Genomic DNA, 23,563 nt, shown 5'->3' with positions numbered 1-23,563 from the left:
TTTTGATACACATCAACTAAAAAATATTCGCTGCCTTTATGCTGAGCTTCTCTCAATAAAGGCAGCGGTTATGAACAAAGACTTAATTATTATTGGCGCAGGCCCAAGCGCCCTTGCACTGGCAAAAGCCCTAGCTCACAGCCGCCTCAATATCACCTTGATTGAACAGCAAAGCCAGCAACAGTGTGCAACTCCCGACTATGATGGTCGCGATATTGCACTCACTCATCAATCATTGGCTATTTTAAAACAGTTTGGTATTTGGTCGCAGCTGCAAGCACACCCCATTGCAGCGGCCAAAGTACAAGATGGCCATTCGCCCTACTCGCTGAATTTTAGCGAACATAAACTACCACTTGGCTTTTTAGTGTCAAATCATCAACTGCGCCAAGCTTTATATGAAGCGGTTGCACCGCAGCCAAATGTTAACTTTATTTGGCAAGCTAAAGTGCAGCAGGTGATAAAAAGTGAGCTTGGTTATCAAGTCACACTCGCTGATGGCCGCCAATTTGATACCCCGCTATTAATAGCCGCAGACTCTCGGTTTTCAGCAACACGACGCCAAGTGGGAATAAGTGCGGCAATAAAAGATTTTGCCCGCACCGCGATTGTGTGTCGGATGCGCCACCAATTAGGCCATCAATTTACAGCTCATGAGTGCTTTCATTACGGCCATACATTAGCGATTTTGCCCTTAAGTGAAGGCGAATCATCCATTGTGGTCACTGCAAATACTGACACAGCTACCGATTTATTGGGATTAAGTGATGATGAGTTCAGCCGATTTATTACTGATGCTTTAGCTCATCGTTTAGGTGACATGCACCTAAGTACGGCGCGCTTTTCATACCCATTGGTAGGCGTATTTGCGGCAAAATTTAGTAAAGCGCACGTGGCATTGCTCGGTGATGCTGCGGTGGGAATGCATCCTGTCACTGCACATGGTTTTAACTTAGGGTTAGTAGGTGCAACGCGTTTGGCAAAGGTAATTACTGATGCAATAGAGAATAACATTGCCTACTTCAGCGAACAGACCCTTGCGCCCTATCACATTGAACAACAAAAAGAAGCGCGCATTATGTACTATGGCACCAATGGTATAGTGCAATTATTTACCAGTGAAAATCCACCTGCAAAATTAGCGCGAAAAATACTGCTGCGTTTTTCAAACCACTTTACACCACTCAAGCAAGCCATTACAAATAAGCTCACGCAACAGAGTTGAGATTGATTTATTACCCTGTATGAGGGTTATTTAGCTTTGCCCTCTTCTGTACGATGCAATTTATACAGGTGATAAATATTAACTAAAGAAAGCAATCCATTGGTAATGGCGACAGGCCAAGCCGTAATTGCGACACCGTAAAAGGTAAATGCAATGCAGCCCGCTAAGTTTAACCAGCGCAGCTTAGTTACATTGCTCATCATAAGTGAGGCAACCAATAATACTGACGCTAAATACCCTAAATATTCCCAGCTCATCGTTCACCTCATTATGTTTAACTACTTGGTTGGTAGTCAGAATAAAAAAACCAATCCACTCAATAGCCCACTGAATGTGTTTACCAACTTGCGCGGGGACGTTCAGTCACGGGATAACTCCATAACTCATTCGGTTAAAAAACCGAGCTAAATATAGAATAAAGGCTTTTTCTTTTCATTGTGGATTGGTGTAAATTGACAAAGATGTTAAGGTCTTGCGGTTTTTAATTAAAGGACAATTGTCCGAACCCCAAAGTAAGAGAGCACACTCCGTTATGTTCCAATATCATTTCTCCTCCAATTTGGTTGAACAACTGCTGTCATTTGCAGGCAATAGCTTTAATCAAGTAAAAGAGAAAACCTTGCTACATCAAGGGCAGCCATTCACAAAACTGTTGTTGGTACGCTCTGGCACTGTGTCTTTTAGTTATGATGTGGGTAATGGCCGACGTTTGTTACTTGGCCAACTCGACTGTAATAATACCCTCATTGGTGAAATAGAAGCCCTCAATAATAAACCGGGGATTTATACTGTTACCTCAAAAAGTGATGTCTGTTATAACTTAATTGAACTTAAACATTGGCGTGAATTATTACTCAGCCAACCTGAACTCAGTTTATATACCGCACAAAGCATTGCGGCTAAATTTGCTGAAAATCAGCAAGTGAACCTCGACAAACTGTTACTTCCCCTGAGTTATAATATCGCTAAAGACTGTCTCACACGGGCACGTCACAGCGGCCCAACCACCCTTCGCCCATATCAAACCGTGATAGCAGAAGCCGAGCGCTTTGCCACAACAGAGCGTGCTTATCGCCGTGTAGTCAGTGAGTTAGTTGAAAAAGGCTTAGTCTCGCGCACCGACTCAGGCCTAAAGCCAGTTAATGAAGAAGCACTTGAAGAATTTATAGATAATTTTTTACAGCGTTAATTTCAATTAAATAATACCAATCACGATAAGTAAGTGATCAAAAATAGCGTAGGAAAAACGCTTGAGAACAAGGCAGATTTTTTCGATAAGTAGTTATTCTACAATCAAAAAATCTAACGAAGTTATCGAGTGTTTTAACAAGCTAGGGTGATCAGTTATTTATTACGATTGGTATAACTCCCGTAAATAAAAAAGACCATTAAATGGCCTTTTTTATTTAATAATCCGATTGAGAGTAAATTATTTCACCAATAAATGCTGAATATTTACTAAATCCGTTTTACCTGAAATGATTTCATCTGGCGTTAAACCCGATAATTCATGTGGAAATACCAACCATTCATCAGACTCATGAATAAAATAGTCGGGCTTCATGTCTACTTTGGTATTTTTTGGTTTGTAATAAGGGCAGGCAACACGCACATCGGCTGGCATATTTAAGCGCATTAATTCTTGTAGCTTTTCTTTCAAAGCATAAATACTGCGACCTGAATCAAATACATCATCAACAATCAGCAATGAGTTATTCGCATTGGCATTTTCAATAATGTAATGCAAACCGTGCACTTTAATGTCTTTTGATTGCTGGTTAATCCCGTAATAAGACGACGTACGCACTGCGATATGGTCAGTCTCAACCCCTTTAAAATCGTAATATTCTTGTACTGCAATACCAATCGGTGCACCGCCACGCCAAATACCGATAATGAAATCAGGGCGAAAACCATCTTCATAAACCTGTGCGGCAACACGGAACGAATCCTCGAGTAATTGCTGAGCGGTGATATAACGTTTATCTGACATGTGTGCTCCCCATAATTCAGAAAAGGACTGTGTAGCAAAAATTGGTGGCGGATCTTAATACAAAAGCGTGGACTTTAGTTATAAATTTCGCAAGTTCGGCTTAATTTAGAGCAAAAATACTAAAAGAAGTTAATTTCCATACTTTTTGTTATAAAAAACTCAATAAATTAAAGTATCACAATCGCACTGGTTTTAATTTAACAGTCAGTGCGACGCCACATTTGTGCACCCAATACACACCAACTCGCAATCACAAACGGCGCGGTTAAAACGGTAATACCAAAACTTAACGCCAGCAGCATCAAGCCAATACTCATTAACACTGCCCATCCAAGTGGCCAATACGAATTGTGATTGGCAAAAACTAAACAGCATAGCACCGCATTAAACCCCACTAACCCAGCCTTTGCCCAATCAGATACGCCAAACAAAGGCAGCACAACTGCAATTGCAGCAGCCACCAGCACCGTGATGATCGTGGTTTTTAACTGATGGATCGCAAGCCCAATGATAATCAATAATCCTGCGATATTATTGCTCTGAAAAAACACCTGTGAAAATGCCTGTAACGTGCCTTGCAGGGCAAGCGGCAATGACCAATCCCATCCTGTTTTAATCAGATTCGGCGCTGGTTCAACGCCTAGTTGTTGCAAAACGCACAACAAGAGCCATGTCCCTAACACAAATGGACTGGTAAACCCTCGGTATGCTCGTTTAACGCAGAAGGCCATCAGTTGCGTGGCCAAAAGCATTGCACAAAACGCCAGCACCAAAGTGCCCCACAATGCATGGGGATAAAAAAAACTGGCAGCCAACGCCACTAATGCGCTGTTAAAACCAAACACTCCTTGCTGATAGGCGTGTTCGTTATACCCGCATAACCTAGCTTGTAAGGTACCAAGCGTGGCACCAAACAACATCGCAAGCGCTTGCCAAGGAGCACTCACCCAGACAGCCAATAAAAAGAATATCCCGGTGATTGGATTATTTTGCAACATGATTTGGCCCAAACCACGAAAAACCAACGAGATAAAAGGCTGAAGTTGCTGCGTTAGGCTCATCGTTGATCCATGCTCTGAAATAAGTGTTAGATGATAAATATTGGCGCTTTATAAATAAGTTGAGCCAGCTTTTCAAGCGAATTCACTTACCCATCAAACTCAAAAATCAGCGTCATAAAAAAAGCTCACTGAAAACAGTGAGCTTTTAAAATATAAATGAAGTTGCTGCGTAGTTACGCTTTTTCTAACAAGGTACGTGCTACGGTGCGCATGCCCATTGTTGTTGCACCCGCAGCCCACTGCGCGCCAGCGCTATCTTGGAAACAACCTGCTAAATCGATGTGTACCCAACCTTGACCTTCGTTTGGTACAAAACGAGATAAGAACCCTGCCGCATTTGATGCACCACCAAAACCACCGCCTTTTTGGGCGCGACTATTAGCGGTATCGGCGTACGCCGATGGGCATTGTTGCTGATGCCACTTTTCAAGTGGAAGTGGCCATGCCGCTTCAAATTCATCTTCTGCAAACTGCTGTACATCACGCACTAACGCTTTATCTAAACCAAATAATGCATTGTATTGCGTGCCAACCGCCATTAACGCTGCACCCGTTAATGTTGCTGCATCAATAATTAATGGTGCACCGGTTTCGCCTGCGGCCATTAAGCCATCAGCTAATACTAAGCGGCCTTCTGCATCAGTATTAACGATTTCAACCGTGGTGCCATTTTTATAAGTGAGGATATCGCCTAATTTATAAGCGCCACCTGAAATCAAGTTTTCAGCACAACATAAAAACAGCTTAATACGTTTGTCGATACCACGACTAATAGCCAGTGCTAAACCAGCAGTGACAGTCGCAGCGCCACCCATGTCGCATTTCATACCTAACATGCCTTCAGACGGTTTAATTGAATAACCGCCCGAATCAAAAGTAATACCTTTACCCACTAGCGCAGCTGCAACAGGTGCATTTGCGTCACCTGTAGGGTTGTAATCAAGCATTAATAACGCAGGTTTACGATCACTACCGCGACCTACCGCATGAATACCAACCCATTGGTGCTCAAGCAATGCATCGCCCTTGATGATTTGATAACTTACATGCTCAGGAGCTAAAGATTGAATAAATTCAGCCGCTTTTTCAGCTAATGATTCAGGGTAAACATCATCTGCAGTGCCGTTGATCATGGTACGCGCCCAGGTTGCCGCTTGTTGTAATTGGGCTAATTCAGCTAAATCTGATTGCGCATTTTCAACAAAGTTCACGCCGCCTAGTTGTTTTGGGCTAACAAAACCTTGATAAAACGCCCACTGGCTTTCAGTGCACCACGCATCGCCAGCTAATTGCACCGCTTTAATGCCTTGCGCTGCAATGGCACGGCCTGCTTTTTGGATGTTTTTCAGTGTTTCTTGCTCGGTTAAATGAATTAACGCGCCGCTTTGGTCAAATGATAATTGCGTGTTTTGGCCCCAATGAGCCGCAGCAGCCTGTTCAGTTAGGCGAACGATAAATGATTGTGACATGTTCCATATCTCTTGCGTTTTATGAGTGGGTTGAGTCTACTATAGCCGATCATTTCCCCCAACAGATTGAGACGAATATTGCGAGTTAATCATGAAATTTGAGCCGCCACTTCAAAGTGCAACGTTAATAAAACGCTATAAACGCTTTTTAGTCGACATCACCAAAGAAAACCAAACGCAGTGCACTATCCACTGCGCCAATACCGGTGCGATGACAGGCTGCGCAAACTCTGGTTTTAGCGCATTTTATTCAACCAGTACAAATGCAAAACGCAAATACCCACACAGTTTAGAGTTGACGCAAAATAATCAAGGACACCTGATTTGCGTAAATACCGCTTTGGCCAACAAGATAGTGCTTGAAGCACTTCATTTAAATCAAATACCTGAACTAGATGGCTACAGTCACATTACACCAGAGGTTAAATATGGCAGTGAAAATAGCCGCATTGATGTATTACTCAGTAATAATGCTGACATACGATGTTATGTTGAAATTAAATCTGTCACTTTATTAGGTGATAATAACCAAGGGTATTTTCCAGACGCTGTTTCTAGCCGAGGGCAAAAGCATTTACGCGAATTAATTGAAATGAAGCAGCAAGGCTATCGTGCTGTTTTGTTTTTTTTAGTGCAGCACCAAGGCATTGCAATGGTACAACCTGCAAGCCACATAGATATAAAATATACTGATGGCATTAAAGCAGCGCTTAACGCTGGGGTCGAAATTATTTGTTACAACACACAGATTAGCACCAAAGAGATAACCCTAAATAAGCGAGTGCCTTTTAACAGTTAATAAAGACTAACTATCATATAAAATAATAAAAACTGCCTAAGTCTCAGTTATCGGTAATACTAATGAATTAATACATAAAGTATTTGCCTAGGGTGTAAGTTTCTGGTATTTATACCCGCCGACTTTGACCGGGATTGAAAGTAAGGATTAGGAGAGTGTTATGCCGGAGCAAAAAAAATTAGGTTTACTGGCTCAGGCGGGTGTTGCGCCGTACCAAGAAAAACCAAATGAAGAATACATGAATGATGCGCAACTCGCTCATTTCAAAGCGATTCTTGAAGCATGGCGCAGCGACTTACGCAGTGAAGTTGACCGCACAAAAACACATATGCAGGATGAAGCAGCAAACTTCCCTGACCCGGTTGACCGCGCAGCGCAAGAAGAAGAATTTTCTCTTGAACTACGTACTCGTGACCGTGAGCGTAAATTAATTAAGAAAATCGAAAAAACATTACAATTAATTGAGAACGATGACTTCGGTTACTGTGATTCATGCGGTATTGAAATTGGGATCCGCCGCTTAGAAGCGCGCCCAACAGCAGACCAATGTGTTGACTGTAAAACGTTGTCAGAAATCAAAGAAAAGCAATCGGGTCGTGGTTAATACTCTGTAGTATGGATCCTGCTTTTTCTTCTGAAGTAGGGGTTTATCGAGGTCGATTTGCCCCTTCACCTTCAGGCGCCCTCCATTTTGGTTCACTTATCGCTGCCGTTGGTAGTTACCTTGACGCAAAAGCGCACGCTGGTAAATGGCTCGTTCGTATTGAAGATATTGATACGCCACGCGTTGTTAAAGGTGCAAGCGATACAATTTTGCATACCCTTGATGCCTTTGGATTACATTGGGATGAAGCGGTAGCATATCAAAGCCAACGTCTCGATTTATATCAACACACCCTTAACCAACTCATTAAAAACAACCAAGTTTATGCCTGTACTTGCACCCGAAAAGAAATAAAAAACCAAGGTGGGATTTACCTTAATAGCTGCAAAAATGCCGGTCACCCATTTGATCACCACGCAATCAGAATAAAACAGAGCAAACCTTGCTTGCAGTTTCACGACCGTATTCAAGGCCAGATAAGCGTGGATGCAAGCTTTGCAAACGAAGACTTTATTATTAAACGCAGTGATGGACTTTTTGCTTATCAATTAGTGGTAGTTCTTGATGATATTGAACAAGGAATTAGTCACATAGTACGAGGCGCAGATTTACTTGAACCCACGGTACGCCAAATTAGTATTTATCATTTATTAAACCAAGCCGTTCCTGCCTTTGCACATTTGCCTTTAGCCGTGGTCGAGCCAGGTTTTAAACTCTCAAAACAAAATCATGCCCCAGCAATAGACACGCAAAACCCTTCATCTGCGTTATATTCAGCACTGTCTTTTTTAGGGTTTACACCGCCTATCGATCTTATCAATAGCTCAGTCGGCACTTTACTTGAATGGGCAATGGGACAATGGCAAACCAGCTTAGTCCCTAAACAGACCGAAATCGTCTTACATCACCAATAATTACCAGCTATTTTAGATAAAAAATCACTTAGCGGCTCAGGGCTATTAAGTTTTGCGCTGCGCTGTTATATGATAGCCACCTAAAAATGGCCAAGTTACCCCAACCAGCCGAAGGAGACGCGTTATTATTTCCAAACTAATTAATTTTTGTCGAAAACTAACCGGTAAAAGCAGCGTGCAAACTGAAAAAAAAGTAAATAAAAACAGCAATTTGCCGCTAATTATCGGCAGAGCAGAACACAACGTCTCTCGAAAAGACTTTAGCCCTAACGCAATTAAAGTACTTTATCGCTTAAAAGACGGTGGTTATGACGCTTATTTAGTTGGCGGATGTATTCGAGACGTCTTACTCGGCATCACACCCAAAGATTTTGATGTGGTCACGAATGCAACGCCGGAGCAAGTTAAACGCTTATTTCGCAACTGTCGTATTATTGGTCGTCGCTTTCGTTTAGCGCACATTGTATTTGGACGTGAGATCATTGAAGTCGCCACAATGCGCGGCCATCACGAAGGCAGTGAAGATAAAAATCCAATCAGCCAATCAAGCACTGAAGGACAATTGCTGCGCGATAACGTTTTTGGTTCTATCGATGAAGATGCAGAGCGCCGTGACTTTTCTATTAATGCACTTTATTACTCAATCAACGATTACAGTATTCATGATTATGCCAATGGCATGGATGCAATCAAACATCGTCGCATTGAACTAATTGGTCACCCAGAAACACGCTATCGCGAAGATCCGGTGAGAATGCTCAGAGCGATCCGCTTTGCCACCAAACTCGATATGACCATTGCGCCCGAGACTGAAAAACCAATTTATGAACTTGCAGATTTATTATCGAATATTCCTGCAGCGCGTTTATTTGAAGAAGTACTTAAACTGTTTTTAAATGGTAAAGCTGAGCAAAACTTTGTCGCATTGCGTCAGTACGGTTTGTTTAAACAATTATTTCCAGCTCTTGATTTGATTATTGAACAATCAAAAACCGGTGAAGAATTAAAACTGATTAATCAGATGTTTATTAATACCGATCTGCGTATTAATGCGGATAAAAAAGTCACGCCTGCTTTTGTATTTGCAGCCTTACTTTGGTACCCCGTTGTCCAACGGGCTAAACAGTTAATGGCAGAGTCTAAACTTGATGAATACGAAGCCTATACCCAAGCAGGTAATGAAGTCGTGGCACAAAATGCACAATGCATTGCTGTACCAAAACACTTTACTCAAGGCTCCCGTGAAATTTGGCAAATTCAATTACGCTTGCCAAAACGTGGTGGTCAACGTGCCTACCGCCTAGCACAACAACCACGCTTTAGAGCCGCGTTTGACTTTTTATTACTGCGCACCCAAATTACACCTGAACCACTGCAAGAGTTAGCTAATTGGTGGACTGAATATCAAAAGCGCGAAAATATAGTGCCAGCACCGCTTCATAAACATGAAGCAAGCGAAAGAACTGAACATTCAGACAAAAAACCTGCGGCCCGTAAACGCCCGCGCCGTCGCTTTCCTAGTAAAAAGCCTAATAACTCGGAACAATAATATGGCGGTTGTCTTTTTAGGTCTCGGTGCAAACCTCAATCACCCCGTGCAACAGCTTGAACAAGCTGTTGCTGCCCTTGGCTCTTTGGTGGGACAAGACAATATTGTGGTATCGCAGTTTTACAGCAGCAAACCAATGGGCCCGCAAGATCAGCCCGACTATGTCAATGCGGTGGTAAAAATAACCACCTCTTTAGCACCACTTGCTTTACTTGATCAGACTCAAAAAATTGAACTCGATTGCGGCCGCGTCCGTAAAGAAGAGCGCTGGGGACCTCGCACGCTGGATATCGATATTTTGTTGTACGATAACGATATTATTAATACCGAGCGACTCACTGTGCCGCATTATGGATTGGAGCTGCGCGAATTTGTGCTTTATCCATTAGCTGAACTGAATGCCGATTTACTCTTACCCAATGGCAAGCCCATTGCGGCGTTGCTCAATTTAGTGCCATTAAATGGCTTAACACCTATTTCACGTTAATACAGGATAATGTCAGGCATTATCTGGGGGCTTTATGGCTAAAATTACGGTTTCTACGTTAAAAAAAATGAAAGCTGAAGGGCGTAAAATTGCAGCGCTCACAGCATATGACGCTAGCTTTTCACAACTATTTCAAGATAACGGTATTCATGTCCTGCTAGTTGGCGATTCGATGGGCATGGTACTGCAAGGCGGATCCGATACCCTTGGCGTAACTAATCAAGATATTGCGTACCATACACGCTGTGTCCGTGCGGGTGCTAAAGACACATTTGTGATTGCAGATATGCCGTTTATGACGTACTCCAATGTAACCGACACCTGTAAACATGCGGCAGAGTTAATGCGTGCCGGTGCTAACATGGTTAAATTAGAAGGCGGTGAATGGCTTTACGACAGCATTAAAGCACTCACGATTCAAGGTATTCCTGTGTGTGGTCATTTAGGCTTAACGCCACAATCTGTGCATGTTTTTGGTGGTTTTAAAATCCAAGGCCGTGAAAACGAACAAGCTGATAAAATGGTGCAAGATGCGCAAGCTTTAGAGCGTGCCGGTGCACAATTATTAGTACTTGAATGCATCCCTTCAGTGCTTGCGCAACGTATAACACAAAGCGTATCAATTCCAACGATTGGTATTGGCGCAGGAAAACTAACCGATGGCCAAATTTTAGTAATGCATGATTTGGTTGGAATTTCTGCCGGTTATATTCCAAAATTTTCGAAAAACTTTTTACTTGAGACCGGCAACATGCCCGCAGCAGTAAAAAAATATTTAGATGATGTGACCAGCGGCGCGTTCCCTGGTACTGAGCACGAGTTTAATTAATGCAAACAGTTTCAACTATTCAATCGTTACGTAGCCGAGTTAAAGCATGGAAACAAGCAGGCTTAACCGTCGCGTTTGTGCCAACAATGGGCAACCTTCATGAAGGCCATTTTAGTTTGGTCGAAAAAGCAAAATCAGTGGCCGATAAAGTCGTGGTCAGCATTTTTGTTAATCCAATGCAATTTGGTGCCGGTGAAGATTTAAATAAATACCCTAGAACTCTTGAACAAGACCAACTTGGATTAGAAGCATTACATACCGATTTACTCTTTACCCCAACACCTGACATCATTTATCCAAAAGGGCTAGATGCCCAAAGCTATATCGAAGTGATCGGTGTCTCTGAGGGCCATTGTGGCGGTAGTCGCCCTGGCCACTTTCGTGGTGTCGCAACGGTTGTGGCCAAGTTATTTAATTTAGTACAACCAGATTATGCATGTTTTGGTGAAAAAGATTTTCAGCAACTTCAGGTTATTCGTACCATGGTTGAGGACTTATCTTTTGCGGTTGAAATAATTCCTGTTGCCACCAAACGCCTGCCAAGCGGCCTTGCTATGAGTTCTCGCAATGGCTATTTAACGCCAGAGCAAAAAGAAACAGCAAAGGTGCTTTATGAAACCCTGTGCCAAAGCGCTGAAACATTAAAAGTGGGTGACGTGTCTATTGAGCAAGTTGTCGCTGACGCAAAAGTGCAATTAACCGCAGCAGGATTACAACCTGACTACTATAATATTGTGGCGAGACAATCACTTAAACCTGCACAATCGCAAGATAAACAGCTTATCATTTTAGCTGCTGCGTTTTTAGGATCAGTACGTTTAATTGATAATTTACAGTTTAATTTGGAATAATCATAAAGGATGACTATGAATACCATCAGCAAACGTGCGTGTATCGGGTTTAGTGTTTTAATGCTATTTGGCTGCCAAAACAGTCACCCTGAGCTCAATCGCTGTAGCCAAGAGTTGTTTCAGTGTCAGCAAAACTGCGATATGCGAAGCTCTGGTGATGGTCTGGTTAAATCCGTGTGTGAAACAAAATGCTCAGACTCACACAATAGCTGTAAAAGCCAAGCCGAAGTAGTAATAGACGCATCTTAGTTTAAAATAAGGCTGCCGGAGCTAAATTTATTATCCAATATTGAGCTTATACCAATCGTAATAAATAACTGATCACCCTAGCTTGTTAAAACACTCGATAACTTCGTTAGATTTTTTGATTGTAGAATAACTACTTATCGAAAAATTCAGCCTTGTTCTCAAGCGTTTTTCCTACGCTATTGTTGATCACTTACTTATCGTGATTGGTATTACTTCTGATCTGATTTTACAAGCTGCAATAAAAAAGCCAGTCTCTAGACTGGCTTTTTTATATCGAATTAATGAGTTCGGTTATTTCAAACCTAGTTTCTTAAGCTCTTGCTCAACCAGCTTTGCAGACAGTGGAACATAACCATCTTTTTCAACGATCTCTTGACCCATTTTCGACAATACCATTTTTAAGAATTCACTTTCTATTGGTGATAACGCTTTATTTGGGTGTTTATTAACGTAAACATAAAGAAAACGTGATAGTGGATACTGACCACTGGCTACGTTATCAATGGTTGCATCAACAAAATTATCACCTTTTTTAGCAATCGGTACTGTACGAACACCCGATGTTTTGTAACCAATACCTGAGTAACCAATCGCATTCACAGAAGATGAGATTGACTGTACTACCGAAGCAGAACCTGGCTGCTCATTGACGTTATTGCGAAAATCACCTTTACATAAAGCTTTATCTTTAAAGTAACCATAAGTACCTGATACTGAGTTACGGCCATAAAGCTGTACATCTTTAGTTGCCCACTCACCCGTTAAGCCCACATCACTCCAACGTGTTACTTCTTTATCTGCACCACATTTACGGGTTGAAGAAAAAATAGCATCTACTTGGTCAATACGAAGCCCTTCAATTGGGTTATCTTTATGCACAAACACCGCTAAAGCATCGATAGCAACACGAATTTCTGTTGGTTTATAACCAAAACGTTTTTCAAACGCTTCAATTTCTTTCGATTTCATTTTACGGCTCATAGGGCCGAAGTTTGCAGTGCCTTCTGTTAATGCCGGTGGTGCAGTTGAAGAACCAGCCGCTTGAATTTGGATATTTACATTTGGGTATTGGCGTTTATATTCTTCAGCCCAAAAGGTCATCATATTTGCCAATGTATCTGAGCCAACTGAAGAAAAGTTACCTGAAATACCACTTACTTTTGTGTACTCTGGAATGGCTTGATCCATTGCAAAGGCTTGAGTTGTAACTAAGGTTGTAACTGCAAAACTGATTGCTGCAGCGGTGTTTTTAAATTTCATCCGGGTGACTCCACGTGAATGTATTTTCTTTAATTGCGTCTATTTTCGACTGTTTTAATGACAGTTAGATGACTCGAACATGACACTTTTATGACCTGATTAATCTTATTGCAATATAGATTGTACTGTTTGTTGCTTGACGCGATTAGCTAAAAACGAGAATGAGAAACACGAACCCTTCCCCACTTCTGAGGTAATAACCAATTCACTCTCATGACGCGATAAAACGTGTTTTGTGATCGCCAACCCTAAACCTGAACCACCCGTTTTACGTGATCGCGCTTTATCAACCCGATAAAAACGCTCTGTTAAACGATGAATATGTTCAGGCGCGATGCCATCGCCATTATCTGTCACACTAAAATGTGCAACACCATCACTCATGCACCACTTGACCGTTATCTCACCTTTAGCTGGGGTATAATGGACTGCGTTAAACACTAAATTTGAAAAAGCACTGCGTAACTCATCTTCTGCACCTAAGACATATAAATTTTCGTCAATGTCACATCGTAACGTGTGGCCCTTCTCACGATTTAAAGATTTGGCTTCAACCATCACTAACCTTAGCATTTTAGGTACATCGACTTTTTTATCTTGTTCAAGGCGTCGCAGGCCTTCTATTCGTGATAATGACAAAAGTTGACTAACAAGGCTGTCCATCCGCTTACATTGCTCAAGCATAGTGCCATGCGCTTTACCCCAAACGCGTGCAGGGGGGAGTTCGTCTGACTCCATCATCTCAAGGTAGCCTGCAATTACAGTTAATGGGGTACGCAGCTCATGTGAAACATTCGCAACAAAGTCTTTACGCATCTGTTCAAGTTGCTTTAAGCGAGTGACATCTCGCACCACCATCATCAACTGCGCATCCGCATAAGGCATCACTCGAAACTCAAGTACTTGCTCTATGCCCAAAGGCGAAATTAACTCTAGCGGCTCTTCAAATACCTTTGCCTGCATATATTGCGAGAACTTAGGATGACGAATTAAGTTATCTAATCGCTGACCATGATCCATCGGCCACTTTAAACCAAGAACCTTTAATGCCAATTGATTACACCAAACAATACTTAAGTCTCGTTGTAATACAATCACTGCGTCAGGTACCGCTTCAGCGCCCTCGCGAAAACGACGGATAAGCTCGGCTAATTCATTACGTTTATTTCGATTACGATGCTGTAAACGATAAATTCCTTCAAATATTTGTTCCCATGCACCATCACCTTCAGGCGGGTTAAAACTTCGCTGATTAATAAGCCAATCACTAAGACGATAAAGTTGTCGGTAATGCCAAAACATCAGCACACTTGAACCTAAAAATAACAGTAAAAAAGGAGCCCCTATGAGGACTCCTATTAAAAGAAGAGGTAAAAAATAAATGACTAAACGCTTAGTGAGAGTGCGCTTATTAATAACTCGATACATAAATCGACTCTTTTGCTACGGCATTGCTTTCCCTTTAAGACCGCAATTTTAATACCGACTTAAAGGGAATAACAATACGTTTTATATTAAACCTTGCTAGAGAAACGATACCCAGAGCCACGAACCGTTTGCACTAATTTATCATGTCCCATCGGTGCAATGGCTTTGCGTAAACGTCGAATATGGACATCAACGGTTCGATCTTCTACGTACACATTTGTGCCCCACACATGATCAAGTAACTGCTCACGGCTGTAAACTCGCTCTGGATGAGTCATAAAAAAATGAAGTAATCTAAATTCCGTAGGCCCCATATCAAGTTCGCTACCAGCAGAGGTAACACGATGTGAAATAGGGTCAAGACGCAATCCATGCACTTCAATCGCTTCTTCGAGAGAGGTTGGTGATACCCTTCGAATAACCGCTTTAATCCGAGCCATTAATTCTTTTGGTGAAAAAGGCTTAGTAACGTAGTCATCGGCACCTACTTCAAGACCCTTGACTTTATCTTCCTCTTCACCACGCGCGGTCAACATGATAATTGGAATATGGCGGGTATATTCACTTTGCTTAATTTTTTTTGCTATTTGTACACCGCTGCCACCTGGTAACATCCAATCCAATAAAATCATATCGGGATAGGGTTCCATAACCGCTGCAATGGCTGAGTCATAATCTTCTGCTTCGATAGCTTGAAATCCATTTTGCTCTAGTACAAACACCAACATTTCGCGAATGGGTGCTTCGTCATCAACGACAAGTATTCTACGTGACATCCTTTAACTCTCTTCAGTACTGTAAACTGCAGCTATTATTATGACTAATTATGACATTTTTATGAAAAAGCCTTCATTTTGGCTTCAAATCTGAAACACAAACAAACTAAATACGTCATATTGAATTTAACTTTATGATTTACAATGGATAAATATAATATAAATTTTAGTTAAACTATCATAATTATTACATTTTAAAATTGAAAAATAGTCACGTTCATTATTTTTTAATAAAAAAATCATCTAGTAGCTATAAGCAAATGAAAAAAATCAAATAAGTTTCGTGGTGAGATTGATAAAATCATGGTTTTCAGTGTCCGTTAAAACAAATTTAATCTCTGCAACACCGAAAACCATTTAGTTTCAGGAGTAATCTAAAACATTAAGGACAAATAACGACTGTATAGCATTAAAGTGCACCTTAAAAATCATAACGCAGCGTCAAAGCTAAATGATCTTGATCATCAATCGTATCCATGTCAAACATGCTATAAAGTAAATACATACGTGCTTGTTTACTGAGTTTTCGCTCAACACCTAAAGACGCAGCATCACCTGTATCTTTTAATTTACCAAACACCATATCACTATGTTGGTACTGGGCTAGTAACTTATAATCGTCAATTTTATACGCTGCACTTAACATATACCCATCACCATCAGTGCCATCTGCATCTTTTTCACTTTCTTGATACATACCACCGAGCATTAAATCACCCAATTGGAACTGACCTGTTAAGCGGGTAATTGTATAACCTGCCACTTTTTCATCTCGGGCAATCGCTAAATACACATTGGTGCGCTTTAACTTACTATCGCCGTAAGTAACTGCTGCTGAAATCCCATTTTCATCATTTTGTTTGCTATTTTCTTTAGCAACATAAGTGATTAAAAATTTAACCTCGCCCATGAGGGGGGATTCATATCGGACCGAATCACCTAAACGATTCTCACCATTAAATAGCGCTTTGATATCTGCCGAAAAATCATTCATTACATCGACTTGATTCTCTGATTTTTTCATGGTGGTATCCATACGACCAATCATCACTTCACCAAACTTTCCTTTTAACCCCATGTATTGATCACGTGCCGTTAAATTACCGTCTTTAGAGCCATCATTATCTTGCTCTGTGACATTAACATCCCATTCAAAACGAAAAACGGCTTCAAGACTATCGCTAACTTTATGATCAGCAACGACCCCTAATCGTGATGCATAAGATTCAATATCGGTTTCTCGGCCATTCCCAACATCAGAGCTTTGAACCCCTAAATGCGCACGACCATAAAGCTTTAGGTCTTCAGCATATGCCGTAGAGCAGAGTAATGCCGAACTCAGTAATACTGCGTTTGTTACAATTGTTTTCATCATGAAACCCTTATTAGTGCAGGCGGCCTAACACATGTATAAAAGCAAGTAGGCTGTGTTTTTGTCTTATTTAAAAGTCGTCTATAAAATGAACGAGATCAAGTTACGCCATGCAAAACAATCAAATAATCTAAATCTATCGCACTTAATTGATGTATTAATCGGCTTTGCTAGTGTGACACTCGTTATCTAAGGTGTGATCCATTAAAAATATCATTTAAATTCAGCAATTTATAATTTTAGGATGCATAATTGAAACTAATGAGGCGTCAATAATCATTTCAGTAATTATAACAATGGCATACAGCTAAAACTTTCGCCTTGACTTACAAATAGGTAAACTCATGTAAAATAATAAAAATAATTTATTAATAGATGAAAAACATTTTAAAAATCAATATCCTATTACTTGAATCTGATTTAAAAGTGCGCACACACCTTGTTGCTTTATTGCGTAAGTTAGGCTGCGTAGATGTGAGCATTGCCAAATCTAGCTACGATCTACTTTCGCAGTTAAAACAAAACACTTTTGATCTTTTATTGATGGATTTTGAACATACCGAGTTCAGTAATGGTAATGATTTTATTCGTTATTTAATTAGCCAGTCACTCCTACCTCATCACTGTAAAGTACTGTTTTTAAGTGACCAACCTGAAGCTGTTTTAGCTGATTTAGCTTTTCGCTACGTGACAACAGAAGTCATTAATAAACCAATTGATCAAAATAAACTCTTACAGCAACTAAAAGAACATGAAAACTCTACAAAACGCTTAAAATTACTGTTTAATCAACTTAGCAATGCTAACAATGAGCAAAAAGAAGCCATACTGACTCACGCACATTTTATTGGTTTAACTAGTGCACAACATAATGAAATACAGCTTATTCGTGCATCCCAACTACTAAAAATAGGACAAATAAGCCCTGCTCTGCATACAATCAAAGCAATCAACTTATCAGCGCAACAAGCCAGTGCACAACTTGCCATTAACCATTTAATTGGTGATGAAAAAAAGCTCAAGCTTACCTTATTAAAAATGCAGTCTTTAAATTTATTGGCACGTAAACAAGCGTTATATAAAGTAAAAGTATTTTTACAACACAATGATTATTACCAAAGCTTAGTCACGTTTAATCAACTCCCCGAGGTCAGTTTCAGTGCATATGAAGCACAATTAAAAAGTATTTTTATTTTTGAAATTGAAAGCCTGCCCACCAGTATCGAATATTTAGAACGTAAATTAAAAACCACCCTAGAAAACCACCATTATTTAACGATTATTTTGCTGAGTATGATGCAAACTGTCATACTTGATTACTGCTTATCAAATCATAACAACTCACTCACCGCTGAGCTCTGTAGTCAACAAATCAAAAAGATCCTCAAACAGTTATTAAATTTATCGACAGCTGATCAATACCAAGACTTACTCCCTTTTATAAAATTCGTTTTAGACTCTATTTACCTAGATCAAGATGCGCAAAAATCTGATAAAACATCATTAAACAAGCAGTTAAAACCACTTAAACTACGTGCGAATGATCATTTAAAACAGTTTTTTTGTTTAGCTGCAGCGGTATTACTACGTGATAAAGTAAGTGCTACAGAATTGTTTGATCAAAAGGTGCGGTTACATGGCATGATGGATATCAGTGCTCAAAGCATGTCTTTTGATTATTTGATGCAAAAATTATTTGATAAAATTAATCAAGATGAGGAATATAGAGCAAGCTACTACAACCAATCAGCAATTGATAAACAATTGTTAAATCATAGCTTTTTGGCACTCGAACTGTTTTCTAAAGCGCACTTTTTGGCTCCAACCAATCCGGTTTATCTCTTAAATTTACTCAATACAATGCAAGCCCTAAAACTCACTAAATTTTGGCGTTTTGAGCAACAAGATCTTCTCGCGATAGCCTATAAACTTAAAATGACCCAACCGCAGCAACAGCGTTTATTACAATTAAAACAACATGCAAAAGATCAATGCTAAGGATCAGTTTTTTACTAAGTTAAGATCATATTGCTTTTTGAGATCACTTTTTTACCCAGTAAATACAAATAGTGCTGTTTTTTTATTCGTTTTAAGTCGTTTTAAATACTAATAATGCACTTTATGATTCTTTTTTTGCTGATTTTGGGGATTATGATCTGATCGAAGTAGGTAAAATAACGATCCTTGTTAGTATAAAAGTGATCCTTATTAATAAAGATCTGATCTGAAAAGCCACTTTATACCCAATATTGACACTGAAATTACCCTAGTAGGTAAAATCTCGATCTAATAAGGCGAGAATTATCCCGCCTTATTAAAAAATATTACTTTTCAGCTATTTGCCACACCGCTACCGAGCCTGATAACTCATTACCGATGATCAATAAAGCCTTACCCGTTGGGCTATGATCGGCCGCTACAAACTTCATTCCTTCAGGCGCTAAATCACCAGATACCTCAGCGCCCTCAACTAAGCCACGATTAATAAAATAATCAACAAATTGAGCATGGTATGGATTAGTCACATCGTAGACTAACACACCGCCCATTCGCTCAAGTCCAATAAAAGCGAGGGTACGTTGCCCTACTTTACCCAATGCTAACGCTTCGGGTTCGGCGCCTTTTGCGTCAGAGCGGGTATCGCCTTCGTTAGTATCTTCATCATTATTAAACGCTTCACCATGAATAGATGCGGTGATCCGATCAATTTGATCGCCCGAATCAAACACCACAAGTCCATTACTATCCCAGATCGTAAAAGAGCGCGCACCGTAGGTATAAAGAGCTTCATAACGGCCATCTTTGTTCTTGTCACCCAATACGGTAGTGACTTTTAATCGACCTATGTCATCGTTATTATTTTTTAAATAACTAAAGTTATCAGCCAAATCGAGAGCTTTTGCTCGGATCTCATCAACATAGGCCAAGCAACCTGCATCAGCATCAAATTCCAAACCACCTTCATTTAAGCAAGTTGCTTCATCTTGGGATGCAAAAAAGTATTCACGCCCATCTCCTTCATTGGCGGTCACTAAAAATTCTGCACCTTGCCAACGGTAACTTGCAATGGTATCGGGTTGGTACATACCGTATAAACCGGGGTACTGTTTAAAGTGAATGCCGCCGTCCTTGTCTGAGGCATCAAAATCTAATTTAGCCCAATCTTTAAATCCTAACCCTTTCAATTTTAAAGTATTCGTTTGAAGATCAACAATCAGCAATGCATTATTTTCTTGTACTGTTACATAAGCCGTTTTACTGTCTTCACTGATGGTGATGTATTCAGGTTCTAAATCCATCGCAACGGTGGTATTAATCTCTTTGCCTTTAATGGTGCGCCCTGTCGGATTTGCAAATACCACTCCTTGATCCATTAACTCAGCTTGCTGATCGTTAAAACCGCTTAAACTAAGTGTGGTTGCGGTTGCAGCCGGTGCACCATTAACAATTGAAATAATTGAAATCGAGCCTTCGGGATCAATCGAATAATCACCTGCAGGCTCACCTTCGTTAGCTACTATCACTTTGCTACTATCTGGGGTAAAGGTAACCATATCAGGTAAATAGCCTACCGTTACATTTCGCAAAAACACAGGGCTATCGCCACTGATATCATAAAATGCAATTTGGCCTGCGACACCCGTTTCAGCCCAAGCCATCGCAACTGCAAGCAATTTATCATCGGATGAAATAGCAATGCTGTTGGCATCACCTGGGGTATTAAGAGAAAGATCAAGACTGATCGCAGGCAATAAATTGGTATTATTGATCACCCCTTCGTTATTTTTAACCAAGGTGACAGGGTCTAAATTGGCTGTAGCCATAATTTCAACTGTGGGTTTTAGACCTGAACTGTTAATCGCATATATCCATTGTTTACTTGCCTGATAAGCAACAACTTCAGCGGCCCCTTCTGGCGACTCGGCACTTAATACCGCTCGGCCCACTAATTGAATATCATACAAACCTGAGTTATTACTGCCTGTTGCCCCAGTTTGGCCCGTCGGCCCTGTTTGCCCTGCTGCACCGGTTTGCCCTACTGCGCCTTGTGCGCCATCTTCACCCTCAAGTGAACAACCGCTTAAAACAGTCAGTAAGCTCAACGCTAGTATCGATTTCTTATACATAACCCACATCCAAATAGTGAAAAATAAAGCCACTAGCAGACCATGTTTAAATGACGAATTTATGCCATTGATATGACAGATTTTTGGCATAAAAAAAGCCCTTGTCAGGGCTTTTTTAAAACAACGTGTTTGTTATGTGGTTTATTTAACTTTTGCAGCTAATTCGCCAGATAAATAACGTAAATGCATTTCATCAAGCGACATTGGTTTAATTTTACCTGCTTGTCCTGCAGTACCAAACGCTTCATAACGTGCAATACAGATTTCAGTCATTGCTTTGGTTGCTTCAGCTAAAAACTTACGTGGGTCGAAGTTTGAAGGGTTAAGCGCTAAATGGCGACGAATAGCACCCGTTGATGCTAAACGTAAATCGGTATCGATATTTACTTTACGTACGCCGTGTTTAATCCCTTCAACGATTTGCTCAACAGGCACACCGTAAGTTTCTGAAATTTGGCCGCCGTATTCATTTATAACCGCTAACCACTCTTGTGGGACTGACGATGAACCATGCATAACAAGGTGAGTATTTGGAATACGGGCATGGATTTCTTTGATGCGATCAATGGCTAAAATATCATCTGTTGGTGGACGGGTAAATTTATATGCACCATGTGATGTACCACATGCAATTGCTAGGGCGTCAACACCTGTACGTTTAACAAAGTCAGCCGCTTCTTCTGGATCTGTTAATAGTTGCTCTAAATCTAGTTTTCCTTCAGCACCAATACCATCTTCTTCGCCTGCTTCACCTGTTTCAAGCGAACCTAATACACCGAGTTCACCTTCAACTGATACACCACACGCATGCGCCATTTCAACTGTACGACGTGTTACATCAACATTGTATTCATAAGTCGATGGTGTTTTACCATCTGACATTAATGAACCATCCATCATCACTGATGAAAAACCTAATTGAATTGAACGCTGACAAACACCCGGTGATGTACCATGATCTTGATGCATTACCACAGGAATATGTGGCCACTCTTCAATCGCGGCTAAAATCATATGGCGAATAAAAGGGGCACCGGCATAAGCACGAGCACCAGCAGAACCTTGCACAATAACAGGACTATTTGTTCTGTCTGCCGCTTCCATGATGGCACGCATTTGCTCTTGGTTATTAACGTTAAAGGCTGGAACTCCATAACCATATTCTGCTGCATGGTCTAAAAGTTGACGCATACTAATTAAAGCCATTTTGCTTTCTCCAATATTTGATAGCGACCGAATGCTATCGGGTATGAACGGATAGATTAATTTTTTACTGACTCAATTTATGGCTTAAGTCGCAGTCTGAGCATGCCCAGACTCACCAACCCGCTTAGATATCAAAGTGAGAGAAGATACCTAAGTGGCTTAAAAAACTATTTTGCGCGTGCTTCTAACATCGCCACAGCAGGAAGTACTTTGCCTTCTAAAAACTCTAAGAATGCACCACCACCCGTTGAAATATACGATATTTGTTCTGCAACACCATATTTATCAATGGCAGCTAATGTGTCGCCACCACCAGCAATTGAAAACGCGTTAGATTCAGCAATCGCTTTTGCAATTGCCTCAGTGCCATTACCAAACTGATCAAATTCAAACACACCAACAGGGCCATTCCAAACAACCGTGCCTGCATTTTTAATGATAGTCGCTAATTGCTGCGCTGAATCAGGACCGATATCAAAAATCATGTCATCTTCTGTTACTTCAGACACATCTTTGAGTGTCGCTACAGCTGATTCTGAAAACTCTTTAGCAACAACTACATCGGTAGGAACCGGAATGTCACCATTATTTGCTTTTGCATCTGCAGTTAACTTTTGTGCTTCAACAATTAAATCGGGTTCATATAACGATTTACCAACTGGATGACCTGCCGCCGCAATAAACGTATTGGCAATCCCTCCACCAGTAACTAACTGGTCAACAATTTTAGAAAGTGAGTCGAGTACGGTTAATTTCGTCGATACTTTAGAACCACCAACAATCGCCACTAGTGGACGAGCTGGGTTATCAAGTGCTTTACCTAATGCATCTAATTCAGCCGCTAACAATGGACCTGCACAAGCAATTGGAGCAAAAACACCAACACCGTGAGTTGACGCTTGGGCGCGATGTGCAGTACCAAAAGCATCCATTACATACACATCACATAATGCAGCAAGCTGTTTTGCTAAAGTTTCATCGTCTTTACCTTCGCCTTTGTTAAAGCGAACGTTTTCAAAGACCACAACTTCATTGTCATTAACAGTTACGCCGTTTAAATAATCTTTCTCTAAACGAACCGAACAATCGAGCGCATCATTTAAATAATCAACAACAGGAGCAAGCGAAAATTCTTCATTGTATTCGCCTTCAGTTGGGCGACCTAGATGTGACATCACCATTACTTTAGCGCCTTTTTCAAGGGCTAATTTAATCGTTGGCAAAGAAGCTCGAATGCGCGCATCTGAGGTCACTTTGCCATTTTTCACTGGTACATTTAAGTCTTCACGAATTAACACGCGTTTGCCTGCTAAATCTAAATCGGCCATTTTAATGACTGACATTGTCTGCTCCTTTTTCAACTA

22 protein-coding genes are annotated in these 23,563 nt (G+C 40.7%); 11 read left to right on the top strand and 11 right to left on the bottom strand.

Annotation, left to right across the window (positions count from 1 at the left end; translation table 11 throughout):
- Window positions 1-70: 70 nt before the first annotated feature.
- Entirely contained in the window at window positions 71-1,225 is a 1,155-nt protein-coding gene (ubiM, locus tag AC3KZC_RS03495) for a 5-demethoxyubiquinol-8 5-hydroxylase UbiM (protein WP_490579137.1), read from the top strand.
- A gap of 26 nt (window positions 1,226-1,251) precedes the next feature.
- On the opposite strand, the gene AC3KZC_RS03490 is transcribed toward ubiM, so the two are convergent.
- The gene (locus tag AC3KZC_RS03490; protein WP_490579138.1) at window positions 1,252-1,482 is read right to left on the bottom strand and encodes a uroporphyrinogen decarboxylase; all 231 of its coding nucleotides are present in this window, start codon (window positions 1,480-1,482) and stop codon (window positions 1,252-1,254) included.
- Between the two features lie 275 nt (window positions 1,483-1,757).
- Here AC3KZC_RS03490 and AC3KZC_RS03485 point away from each other — a divergent pair, with 275 nt between their 5' ends.
- Window positions 1,758-2,414 (top strand): Crp/Fnr family transcriptional regulator, encoded by a 657-nt coding sequence (locus AC3KZC_RS03485; protein WP_490579139.1) that lies wholly within the window; start codon window positions 1,758-1,760, stop codon window positions 2,412-2,414.
- Window positions 2,415-2,654: 240 nt separating this feature from the next.
- On the opposite strand, the gene AC3KZC_RS03480 is transcribed toward AC3KZC_RS03485, so the two are convergent.
- From AC3KZC_RS03480 to pepB, 3 genes are all read right to left on the bottom strand, one after another.
- The gene (locus AC3KZC_RS03480) at window positions 2,655-3,218 is read right to left on the bottom strand and encodes a phosphoribosyltransferase (protein ID WP_490579140.1); all 564 of its coding nucleotides are present in this window, start codon (window positions 3,216-3,218) and stop codon (window positions 2,655-2,657) included.
- Window positions 3,219-3,415: 197 nt separating this feature from the next.
- Window positions 3,416-4,279 carry an urea transporter gene (locus tag AC3KZC_RS03475; RefSeq protein ID WP_490579141.1) on the bottom strand — a complete coding sequence of 288 codons (864 nt, stop codon included), beginning with the start codon at window positions 4,277-4,279 and terminating at the stop codon, window positions 3,416-3,418.
- A gap of 173 nt (window positions 4,280-4,452) precedes the next feature.
- Window positions 4,453-5,748 (bottom strand): aminopeptidase PepB, encoded by a 1,296-nt coding sequence (gene pepB / locus AC3KZC_RS03470; RefSeq protein WP_490579142.1) that lies wholly within the window; start codon window positions 5,746-5,748, stop codon window positions 4,453-4,455.
- A gap of 91 nt (window positions 5,749-5,839) precedes the next feature.
- On the opposite strand from pepB, the gene sfsA reads away from it, so the two are divergent.
- The 8 genes from sfsA to AC3KZC_RS03430 all read left to right on the top strand — a co-directional run bounded on the left by sfsA (window position 5,840) and on the right by AC3KZC_RS03430 (window position 12,030).
- Window positions 5,840-6,547: a DNA/RNA nuclease SfsA gene (gene sfsA / locus AC3KZC_RS03465; protein WP_490579143.1), complete on the top strand. Its 708-nt coding sequence runs from the start codon at window positions 5,840-5,842 to the stop codon at window positions 6,545-6,547.
- A 160-nt stretch (window positions 6,548-6,707) separates the two neighbouring features.
- Window positions 6,708-7,151, top strand: coding sequence for an RNA polymerase-binding protein DksA (gene dksA, locus AC3KZC_RS03460; RefSeq protein ID WP_490579144.1), 444 nt, complete (start codon window positions 6,708-6,710; stop codon window positions 7,149-7,151).
- An 11-nt stretch (window positions 7,152-7,162) separates the two neighbouring features.
- Window positions 7,163-8,065 carry a tRNA glutamyl-Q(34) synthetase GluQRS gene (gene gluQRS, locus AC3KZC_RS03455; protein ID WP_490579145.1) on the top strand — a complete coding sequence of 301 codons (903 nt, stop codon included), beginning with the start codon at window positions 7,163-7,165 and terminating at the stop codon, window positions 8,063-8,065.
- A gap of 175 nt (window positions 8,066-8,240) precedes the next feature.
- A complete protein-coding gene (gene pcnB / locus AC3KZC_RS03450) occupies window positions 8,241-9,614 on the top strand; it encodes a polynucleotide adenylyltransferase PcnB (RefSeq protein WP_490579146.1) in 1,374 nt (457 codons plus the stop codon).
- Between the two features lies 1 nt (window position 9,615).
- On the top strand, window positions 9,616-10,101 hold the full coding sequence (gene folK, locus AC3KZC_RS03445; RefSeq protein ID WP_490579147.1) for a 2-amino-4-hydroxy-6-hydroxymethyldihydropteridine diphosphokinase: 486 nt from the start codon (window positions 9,616-9,618) through the stop codon (window positions 10,099-10,101).
- 34 nt (window positions 10,102-10,135) lie between these two features.
- Entirely contained in the window at window positions 10,136-10,930 is a 795-nt protein-coding gene (gene panB, locus AC3KZC_RS03440) for a 3-methyl-2-oxobutanoate hydroxymethyltransferase (RefSeq protein WP_490579148.1), read from the top strand.
- The gene (gene panC / locus AC3KZC_RS03435; protein WP_490579149.1) at window positions 10,930-11,781 is read left to right on the top strand and encodes a pantoate--beta-alanine ligase; all 852 of its coding nucleotides are present in this window, start codon (window positions 10,930-10,932) and stop codon (window positions 11,779-11,781) included. The genes panB and panC overlap by 1 nt, the downstream gene beginning before the upstream one ends.
- Before the next feature lie 15 nt (window positions 11,782-11,796).
- Window positions 11,797-12,030, top strand: a complete 234-nt coding sequence (locus AC3KZC_RS03430) for a hypothetical protein (protein ID WP_490579150.1) — start codon at window positions 11,797-11,799, stop codon at window positions 12,028-12,030.
- A gap of 291 nt (window positions 12,031-12,321) precedes the next feature.
- Here AC3KZC_RS03430 and AC3KZC_RS03425 read toward each other — a convergent pair whose 3' ends face one another.
- The 4 genes from AC3KZC_RS03425 to AC3KZC_RS03410 form a co-directional block, all read right to left on the bottom strand.
- Window positions 12,322-13,290, bottom strand: coding sequence for a PstS family phosphate ABC transporter substrate-binding protein (locus AC3KZC_RS03425; protein ID WP_490579151.1), 969 nt, complete (start codon window positions 13,288-13,290; stop codon window positions 12,322-12,324).
- A gap of 105 nt (window positions 13,291-13,395) precedes the next feature.
- On the bottom strand, window positions 13,396-14,718 hold the full coding sequence (gene phoR / locus AC3KZC_RS03420; RefSeq protein WP_490579152.1) for a phosphate regulon sensor histidine kinase PhoR: 1,323 nt from the start codon (window positions 14,716-14,718) through the stop codon (window positions 13,396-13,398).
- An 86-nt stretch (window positions 14,719-14,804) separates the two neighbouring features.
- Window positions 14,805-15,494 (bottom strand): phosphate regulon transcriptional regulator PhoB, encoded by a 690-nt coding sequence (gene phoB / locus AC3KZC_RS03415; protein WP_490579153.1) that lies wholly within the window; start codon window positions 15,492-15,494, stop codon window positions 14,805-14,807.
- Between the two features lie 421 nt (window positions 15,495-15,915).
- Window positions 15,916-16,866, bottom strand: coding sequence for a porin (locus AC3KZC_RS03410; protein ID WP_490579154.1), 951 nt, complete (start codon window positions 16,864-16,866; stop codon window positions 15,916-15,918).
- A gap of 375 nt (window positions 16,867-17,241) precedes the next feature.
- On the opposite strand from AC3KZC_RS03410, the gene AC3KZC_RS03405 reads away from it, so the two are divergent.
- A complete protein-coding gene (locus tag AC3KZC_RS03405; protein WP_490579155.1) occupies window positions 17,242-18,864 on the top strand; it encodes a response regulator in 1,623 nt (540 codons plus the stop codon).
- Between the two features lie 326 nt (window positions 18,865-19,190).
- On the opposite strand, the gene AC3KZC_RS03400 is transcribed toward AC3KZC_RS03405, so the two are convergent.
- The 3 genes from AC3KZC_RS03400 to AC3KZC_RS03390 form a co-directional block, all read right to left on the bottom strand.
- A complete protein-coding gene (locus AC3KZC_RS03400; protein ID WP_490579172.1) occupies window positions 19,191-20,993 on the bottom strand; it encodes a choice-of-anchor I family protein in 1,803 nt (600 codons plus the stop codon).
- Window positions 20,994-21,134: 141 nt separating this feature from the next.
- The gene (fba, locus tag AC3KZC_RS03395) at window positions 21,135-22,199 is read right to left on the bottom strand and encodes a class II fructose-bisphosphate aldolase (RefSeq protein WP_490579156.1); all 1,065 of its coding nucleotides are present in this window, start codon (window positions 22,197-22,199) and stop codon (window positions 21,135-21,137) included.
- 167 nt (window positions 22,200-22,366) lie between these two features.
- Window positions 22,367-23,542, bottom strand: a complete 1,176-nt coding sequence (locus tag AC3KZC_RS03390; RefSeq protein WP_490579157.1) for a phosphoglycerate kinase — start codon at window positions 23,540-23,542, stop codon at window positions 22,367-22,369.
- Between the last annotated feature and the right edge of the window lie 21 nt (window positions 23,543-23,563).

This window comes from Pseudoalteromonas sp. J2K-J031, assembly GCF_058197095.2.
This window is presented reverse-complemented; position numbering and strand designations above follow the sequence as displayed.

Excerpts from the sequence above, each read along its gene's own strand:
- panC (WP_490579149.1), top strand. The coding sequence starts at position 10,930 with ATGCAAACAGTTTCAACTATTCAATCGTTACGTAGCCGAGTTAAAGCA.
- AC3KZC_RS03400 (WP_490579172.1), bottom strand. The coding sequence starts at position 20,993 with ATGTATAAGAAATCGATACTAGCGTTGAGCTTACTGACTGTTTTAAGC.
- AC3KZC_RS03425 (WP_490579151.1), bottom strand. The coding sequence starts at position 13,290 with ATGAAATTTAAAAACACCGCTGCAGCAATCAGTTTTGCAGTTACAACC.
- phoB (WP_490579153.1), bottom strand. The coding sequence starts at position 15,494 with ATGTCACGTAGAATACTTGTCGTTGATGACGAAGCACCCATTCGCGAA.
- AC3KZC_RS03410 (WP_490579154.1), bottom strand. The coding sequence starts at position 16,866 with ATGAAAACAATTGTAACAAACGCAGTATTACTGAGTTCGGCATTACTC.
- fba (WP_490579156.1), bottom strand. The coding sequence starts at position 22,199 with ATGGCTTTAATTAGTATGCGTCAACTTTTAGACCATGCAGCAGAATAT.
- AC3KZC_RS03490 (WP_490579138.1), bottom strand. The coding sequence starts at position 1,482 with ATGAGCTGGGAATATTTAGGGTATTTAGCGTCAGTATTATTGGTTGCC.
- AC3KZC_RS03405 (WP_490579155.1), top strand. The coding sequence starts at position 17,242 with ATGAAAAACATTTTAAAAATCAATATCCTATTACTTGAATCTGATTTA.
- dksA (WP_490579144.1), top strand. The coding sequence starts at position 6,708 with ATGCCGGAGCAAAAAAAATTAGGTTTACTGGCTCAGGCGGGTGTTGCG.
- phoR (WP_490579152.1), bottom strand. The coding sequence starts at position 14,718 with ATGTATCGAGTTATTAATAAGCGCACTCTCACTAAGCGTTTAGTCATT.
- sfsA (WP_490579143.1), top strand. The coding sequence starts at position 5,840 with ATGAAATTTGAGCCGCCACTTCAAAGTGCAACGTTAATAAAACGCTAT.
- AC3KZC_RS03480 (WP_490579140.1), bottom strand. The coding sequence starts at position 3,218 with ATGTCAGATAAACGTTATATCACCGCTCAGCAATTACTCGAGGATTCG.
- AC3KZC_RS03430 (WP_490579150.1), top strand. The coding sequence starts at position 11,797 with ATGAATACCATCAGCAAACGTGCGTGTATCGGGTTTAGTGTTTTAATG.
- ubiM (WP_490579137.1), top strand. The coding sequence starts at position 71 with ATGAACAAAGACTTAATTATTATTGGCGCAGGCCCAAGCGCCCTTGCA.
- AC3KZC_RS03485 (WP_490579139.1), top strand. The coding sequence starts at position 1,758 with ATGTTCCAATATCATTTCTCCTCCAATTTGGTTGAACAACTGCTGTCA.
- pepB (WP_490579142.1), bottom strand. The coding sequence starts at position 5,748 with ATGTCACAATCATTTATCGTTCGCCTAACTGAACAGGCTGCTGCGGCT.
- panB (WP_490579148.1), top strand. The coding sequence starts at position 10,136 with ATGGCTAAAATTACGGTTTCTACGTTAAAAAAAATGAAAGCTGAAGGG.
- AC3KZC_RS03390 (WP_490579157.1), bottom strand. The coding sequence starts at position 23,542 with ATGTCAGTCATTAAAATGGCCGATTTAGATTTAGCAGGCAAACGCGTG.
- gluQRS (WP_490579145.1), top strand. The coding sequence starts at position 7,163 with ATGGATCCTGCTTTTTCTTCTGAAGTAGGGGTTTATCGAGGTCGATTT.
- folK (WP_490579147.1), top strand. The coding sequence starts at position 9,616 with ATGGCGGTTGTCTTTTTAGGTCTCGGTGCAAACCTCAATCACCCCGTG.
- AC3KZC_RS03475 (WP_490579141.1), bottom strand. The coding sequence starts at position 4,279 with ATGAGCCTAACGCAGCAACTTCAGCCTTTTATCTCGTTGGTTTTTCGT.